Origin of the sequence: Peribacillus aracenensis (assembly GCF_025175645.1) — a bacterium.
Lineage (GTDB): Bacteria > Bacillota > Bacilli > Bacillales > DSM-1321 > Peribacillus > Peribacillus aracenensis.
On the sequence record NZ_JANZMJ010000032.1, the window covers coordinates 57,832 to 65,170 of the forward strand.

At 41.5% G+C, this 7,339-nt stretch carries 4 protein-coding genes, 1 rRNA gene and 2 riboswitches; all 5 genes read left to right on the forward strand.

Annotation, left to right across the window (positions count from 1 at the left end; translation table 11 throughout):
* The first annotated feature begins 36 nt into the window (after positions 1-36).
* Positions 37-138: riboswitch (purine riboswitch) on the forward strand.
* 142 nt (positions 139-280) lie between these two features.
* Complete coding sequence (guaA, locus tag N0M92_RS23420) at positions 281-1,837, forward strand: glutamine-hydrolyzing GMP synthase (protein WP_311202594.1); 1,557 nt, start codon at positions 281-283, stop codon at positions 1,835-1,837.
* 225 nt (positions 1,838-2,062) lie between these two features.
* Positions 2,063-2,164: riboswitch (purine riboswitch) on the forward strand.
* Positions 2,165-2,270: 106 nt separating this feature from the next.
* Entirely contained in the window at positions 2,271-3,602 is a 1,332-nt protein-coding gene (locus N0M92_RS23425) for an NCS2 family permease (RefSeq protein WP_260288108.1), read from the forward strand.
* Positions 3,603-3,749: 147 nt separating this feature from the next.
* Positions 3,750-4,592 carry a glucose PTS transporter transcription antiterminator GlcT gene (gene glcT, locus N0M92_RS23430; protein WP_260288109.1) on the forward strand — a complete coding sequence of 281 codons (843 nt, stop codon included), beginning with the start codon at positions 3,750-3,752 and terminating at the stop codon, positions 4,590-4,592.
* Positions 4,593-4,808: 216 nt separating this feature from the next.
* Positions 4,809-6,878 carry a glucose-specific PTS transporter subunit IIBC gene (gene ptsG / locus N0M92_RS23435; protein ID WP_260288110.1) on the forward strand — a complete coding sequence of 690 codons (2,070 nt, stop codon included), beginning with the start codon at positions 4,809-4,811 and terminating at the stop codon, positions 6,876-6,878.
* Between the two features lie 362 nt (positions 6,879-7,240).
* Positions 7,241-7,339, forward strand: a 16S ribosomal RNA gene (locus N0M92_RS23440); the annotation flags it as partial.

Here is a 7,339-nt window from a genome sequence, read left to right on the forward strand (position 1 = left end):
CCAGGTTTTTATTATATTGATACAATAACAAAAACTAACTTAAACTAATATATCCTTCATATATCCTCGATAATATGGATCGAAAGTTTCTACCGAATCACCGTAAATGATTTGACTATGAAGGCGGATTTTAACAGGAAAGCTGAAAATCTGCCTTCGTCTATACTTTTTCTGTATTTTTGAGGGTGGATTTTTAGTTTTTCTTTTTTTATGATAATATTTTTTATAAGAAATTATCACTCGATTTTATGAGTGAATTACATTGATAGAGGTGACGTTTGTGCCGGGGAAAACAGAATTGCAAAAAAACCAGGAAATGATCGTAGTACTTGATTTCGGAAGCCAATATAATCAATTGATCACTCGTCGTATCCGCGAATTTGGTGTGTACAGTGAGCTTCATCCTCATACAATTACTGTAGAAGAAATCGAGAAAATGAACCCAACGGGAATTATTTTCTCAGGTGGTCCGAACAGTGTTTATGATGCAAATGCATTTGGTTGTGATGAACGCATATTCGAAATGGGCCTTCCGATTTTCGGTATTTGTTATGGAATGCAGCTTATGACTAAACATTTTGGCGGTAAGGTGGAGCCAGCGAAAAACCGTGAATACGGAAAAGCGACACTTTCCATTCAAAATGAGTCTAAGTTATTCAGCGACCTGCCGAAAGAACAAATCGTCTGGATGAGCCATGGTGATTTAGTGGTGGAAACGCCTGAAGGTTTCAAAGTTGATGGGACGAACCCGTCTTGCCCAATTTCGGCTATGAGTGACGAGTCACGTAAATTGTATGCCGTGCAATTCCATCCTGAAGTCCGTCATTCGGTATACGGGAATGACATTTTGAAAAATTTCGTATTCGGCGTTTGTGGATGTAAAGGTGACTGGTCGATGGAGAACTTCATTGAAATTGAGATGGAGAAAATCCGCCAAACGGTCGGAGATAAAAAAGTGTTATGCGCATTGAGCGGCGGTGTGGATTCATCCGTGGTTGCTGTATTGATCCATAAAGCGATTGGCGACCAGCTGACATGTATTTTCGTTGATCATGGATTACTTCGTAAAGGGGAAGCCGAAGGTGTAATGGAAACATTCAGTGAAGGCTTCAATATGAACGTAATCAAGGTCGATGCAAAAGACCGTTTCCTATCGAAACTTGCTGGCGTTTCAGATCCGGAACAAAAACGGAAAATCATCGGTAACGAGTTCATCTATGTATTCGATGACGAAGCAACGAAGCTCGAAGGAATTGATTTCCTTGCACAGGGTACACTTTACACAGACATTATCGAGAGTGGTACGGCCACTGCACAAACAATTAAATCGCATCACAACGTTGGCGGTCTGCCGGAAGATATGCAATTTAAATTGATTGAGCCTTTGAACACTCTATTCAAGGATGAAGTGCGGGCACTTGGAAGTGAAATGGGCATTCCGGATGAAATCGTTTGGCGTCAACCATTCCCGGGTCCAGGTTTAGGTATTCGTGTATTAGGCGAAATTTCAGATGAAAAACTTGAAATCGTTCGTGAATCTGACCATATCTTACGTGAGGAAATTAAAAAGAATGGTTTGGAACGTGAAATTTGGCAGTACTTTACGGTGCTTCCTAACATTCGAAGCGTTGGGGTAATGGGCGACGCGCGTACGTATGATTATACAATCGGAATCCGTGCGGTTACATCCATTGACGGAATGACGTCCGATTGGGCAAGAATCCCATGGGATGTACTTGAAATCATCTCAACGAGAATCGTTAATGAAGTAAACCATGTAAACCGCGTCGTGTATGACATTACGTCTAAGCCGCCTGCAACGATCGAGTGGGAATAGAAGATTAAAATCATCCAGTCAGTGAAGGAATTAACCTTCACTGATTTTTTTGGTTAAAATAATTTTTTGAATATGTAGATTACTTACATTTCCCGTATGTTGGCGAATATATAACCATAATAAGTAAGAGATATATAGCGAAAAGCGAACATTTCCTAAAATTGCATAAAAAATATTCGTTTGGTATATTGACGATTATTTTAGTGATTGGTACACTATACCTATAATAATAAAAAACATAATTGTCGTATAATATTGGGGATATGGCCCAAAAGTTTCTACCAAGCTGCCGTGAACGGCTTGACTACGATGTGTATGGATTGGCGGGTATGGATAAACCGCCACTTCTTTACATGACTGCAGTCAAGCCCCGTTCAAAAGTGAATGGGGCATTTTCTGTTGGCTTATGATTTTATGATAGGGGAGACTCATAATGAAAAATTATTTTCGGTTTAACGAGCTGGGAACTAATTATCGCCGTGAAATACTTGGCGGACTAACTACATTCCTTTCAATGGCATATATCCTGGTTGTTAACCCTGTGATGCTGACTTTACAAAGTATCGAGGACTATCCGGATGAATTGAGAATGGACTACGGAGCGGTTTTTGCAGCTACCGCCTTAGCAGCCGCAATTGGCTCGATATTGATGGGACTTATAGCCAGGTATCCAATCTCGCTTGCCCCGGGCATGGGATTGAATGCTTTCTTCGCTTTTACCGTTGTACTTGGTTTTGGGATTCCTTGGCAGACAGCTTTATCAGGGGTATTGATTTCAGGTATAATCTTCGTTTTGCTTTCCCTATCGGGAATACGTGAGAAAATCATTAATGCAATACCGGTCGAATTGAAATACGCAGTTGGAGCCGGTATTGGTTTGTTCATTACCTTTGTAGGGTTTCAGAATGCTGGAATCATAACGAATGATGACAGCGTACTTGTCGGACTGGGCGACTTGACATCAGGAAATACTTTATTGGCTGTGTTCGGAATTGTCGTAACCGTCATTTTGATGACGAGAGGCGTCAAAAGCGGCGTGTTCGTAGGTATGGTCATCACGGCCATTGCAGGAATGATCTTTGGGCAAGTTCCGGTGCCGGAGAAAATAATCGGTGCCGTTCCTAGCATAGCGCCAACATTCGGGGTTGCGTTCGATGCCTTCGGAAATCCCGGTGATCTCTTCACTGGTCAAATGCTAATCGTGATATTGACCTTCTTGTTCGTAGCTTTCTTTGATACAGCCGGTACGTTAGTGGCTGTTGCGCAACAAGCTGGACTAATGAAGGATAATGTTCTACCTAGAGTGGGAAAAGGATTACTTGCTGATTCATTATCCATCGTTTCAGGTGCAATTCTTGGTACATCCACCACGACATCATATGTAGAGTCTACATCAGGTGTTGCTGCTGGTGCTCGAAGCGGTTTCGCTGCTGTGGTGACAGGCTTACTGTTTGTCCTATCCCTTTTCTTCTTCCCGCTTCTTTCAGTTGTGACATCTGCGGTGACTGCGCCGGCATTGGTTATAGTCGGAGTATTGATGGCATCATCACTTAAAAATATTGACTGGCAAAAGTTCGAAATTGCGGTTCCGGCCTTCTTTACGGTCATCATGATGCCTATGACCTATTCAATTGCGACAGGTATAGCTTGCGGATTCATATTCTATCCAATCACCATGTCGATGAAAGGTAGAGCTAAAGAGGTTCACCCGATCATGTGGGGTCTTGGAGTCGTCTTCCTGCTATATTTCATTTTCTTGAAGTAATAATGCAAGTAAGAAAGAAGAGTCCCGGATTTCGGGGCTCTTCTTTCATGTTGTAAGAGAAAGCTCATATCGTGTATAGTAAAAGGACTAAGTACTTTATTCTGTATGGTGCATAAGGATGACTTTGAGAAAAAAAGAGGGAGAAAAATGAATGGTTTTATCGTTGAAAAGGTTTTGAACAATAACGTGGTGATTGCCACGCATCCATCGTATGGAGAAGTCGTTTCTATTGGAAAGGGCTTAGGCTTCAACCGAAAGAAAGGCGAAGAGTTAAGTCCGGAACTTGCGGATAAAACGTTTGTCCTGAAAAATGTTAAGGAACAGGAAAGTTACAAAAAACTTTTGCCGCAGATCGATCAAAATCTTCAAGCTGCCATTATAGAATCCATTCATCTCATTAACGATCGGGTAACTGGGAAACTCAATGAACACATACATGTCGGTTTAACTGATCATTTATTGTTCGCCCTTCAGCGAGTTTCACAAGGAATGACTATCAAAAACCCATTCTTGAAAGAAACGATAACCCTTTATCCTTTTGAACATGATATTGCTGTTGATGTAATCGAATTAATCCAAGATAAGACAGGCATAGGCCTGCCCCAAGGGGAAATCGGTTTTATTACGCTTCATATTCATAGTGCAATATCAAATAAAGACTTATCGGAAGTCAATCAGCATTCGCAGTTAATCTATCATCTTATCCAAGTCGTTGAGGAACAGCTCAACGTACAAATTAATAAGGATAGCATAGACTATTCACGTTTGGTCCGTCATTTAAGATTCATGATAGATAGGGTGTTGGCTGGGGAAAAAGTTGAGGAACCCGAAAAAATAGCAATGCTATTGAAAGAAGAATATCCTCTGTGTTACAATATCTCTTGGAAGCTAATAAAAATTATGCAGCAGAAATTAGGCAAACCGGTTTGTGATGCGGAAGCTGTCTATTTAACGATGCATATCCAACGATTACAAAAGAAAATAAAATAAAAGAACATTAACCTACGTGTTACTGATTCGATCAGGCATAAGTGAGGAGAATGATTGTTATGAAAGAGGGTATTATATACCTGAATTTTCATTTCAATCCTATCTTTGCTTATGCCTTTTTTTGTATTTGAATTCTGATGCGTGGGAAGGTGAATACCATCGTTTAATGTAACCGTTTTATTAGCGTGGAAAAAACAGTAAAGAGGAGGAAAGCCTATGTTTAAGAAGTTGTTTGGTGTTTTGCAAAAAATCGGAAAAGCTTTGATGCTTCCTGTAGCCATTTTACCGGCGGCTGGAATTTTGCTTGCGTTTGGTAATGCATTGCAAAACGAAACTTTGTTGGATATCGCCCCGTTTCTTGCGAGTGGCGGAGTGGAAATGGTTGCATCGGTAATGGAGAATGCCGGAAATATTATTTTTGGGAATCTTCCCTTGTTGTTTGCTGTTGGGGTCGCGATTGGGTTAGCTGGCGGAGAGGGTGTTGCAGGCCTGGCTGCGATTATCGGGTTCTTGATTATGAATGTAACGATGGGAACCGTTCTCGGGATTGACGCTGCCGACATTGAGAACAATGGTGCGGTGTATAGCAATGTTCTGGGAATCCCGACGTTGGGAACGGGCGTGTTCGGCGGTATTATTGTCGGTGTCATGGCTGCTGTTATGTATAATAAATTTTATGAAATTGAACTGCCCTCTTATTTAGGATTCTTTGCAGGTAAACGTTTTGTACCAATTGTAACGGCCGCAAGCGCAGTTATCCTTGGGTTGTTGATGATTTTGGTTTGGCCGACGATTCAATCGGGGTTAAATTCATTTTCTGAAAATATGTTGGGTGCCAACCTGACTCTGGGAGCTTTCGTGTTTGGGGTTGTAGAACGTGCGTTGATTCCTTTTGGATTGCATCATATTTTCTATTCGCCATTTTGGTTCGAATTTGGCAGCTACATCCCTCAAGGCGGGGGAACGCCAGTCAGAGGAGACCAAGCCATCTTCATGGCACAAATTAAAGATGGTGTACAGAATTTAACGGCAGGTACCTTCATGACTGGTAAGTATCCATTCATGATGTTCGGGTTACCAGCTGCGGCCTTGGCCATTTATCATGAAGCAAGACCGGAAAGAAAGAAAATAGTCGGGGGCTTGATGGCTTCTGCGGCGCTTACATCTTTCTTGACGGGGATTACTGAGCCACTTGAATTTGCATTCTTATTTGTTGCACCGGTACTTTTTGGGATTCACTGTTTGTTTGCGGGTCTATCGTTCATGACCATGCATTTACTGGACGTAAAAATCGGGATGACGTTTTCAGGTGGGTTGATCGATTACGTACTGTTCGGTTTAATTAATCCGCAAACCAATGCATGGATCGTTATTCCGGTTGGTTTGGTCTTTGCGGTTATCTATTACTTTGGATTCCGATTTGCGATAAGGACGTTTAATCTTAAAACTCCTGGCCGTGAAGCGGAAGAGGATGAGGAAGCTGAAGGATCTGCAAGTACAGCTGGAAGTCTTCCAGGAGATATTTTGGATGCTATGGGCGGAAAAGAAAATATTTCTCACTTGGATGCATGCATTACCCGTCTTCGTGTATCAGTCAATGACATCGGTAACGTCGATAAAAATAGGTTGAAGAAACTTGGTGCTGCGGGAGTTCTGGAAGTGGGCAATAACATCCAGGCAATCTTCGGACCGCGTTCAGAAACTATCAAGGGGCAAATGAAAGATATCATCGATGGAAAAAGGCCTCGTAAAGTTGAAGCGTCTCCTGAAGTAGGCGTGGAAAAGCAAATTGAGGATGTCGTCCCGAAACCTTTACGGACGGATGAAGTTTCCGAGCGTTTTGTTTCTCCTATTAAAGGGGAATTAAAACCGATCACGGAAGTGCCTGATGCAGTTTTTGCTGAAAAAATGATGGGTGATGGGTTTGCAATTGTACCTGAGGAGGGAGTGGTTGTTTCTCCTGTAGACGGTACTATCGTTAACCTATTCCCGACTAAACATGCAATAGGAATCGTTTCCGAAGCTGGACGTGAAATCTTGATACACGTCGGGATCGATACAGTTAAGTTAGAAGGCAAAGGTTTCGAAGCGCTTGTTGCTCAAGGAGATAAAGTGACAAGTGGACAGCCGCTGCTTAAAGTTGATATAGAGTATGTCAAAAACAATGCCAGCTCTATCATTACGCCAATCGTCTTTACTAACCTTTCCGAAGGTGAAACTGTGAAGATTGAAAAGGCCGGAAATGTAAATAGAGAAGAAGCGGACGTAATTTCTATCAATAAATAATCATTAATAAAAGGGGGGTGGCTATAATCAGCTGCTCTCCTTTTATGATAATTCATTAGCAGGGTCTGGCTTCTTATAGAAAGAAAGTGGTTCATGAAAAAAATGAACGGAATTTTAAAAGATTAAATTGACTTATCTATTTGCAAGTGCTAATATATTAAATACACCGCTTGAGACAAAAAGGATAAACAAGTAAATGATAACTTGTTGTTGACTTTATGTTTGAAAGGTGTTACAATGAATGAGTCGCTAAAGAAGCGATGGGGAATATTGCTCTTTGAAAACTGAACAAAACAAAGCGCCAACGTTAAATTTTAAGTGAGCACACACTATCAAAAAAGCAAATGAGCAAGTCAAACATTTCTTCGGAGAGTTTGATCCTGGCTCAGGACGAACGCTGGCGGCGTGCCTAATACATGCAAGTCGAGCGAATCGACGGGAGCTTGCTCCCTGAGATTAGC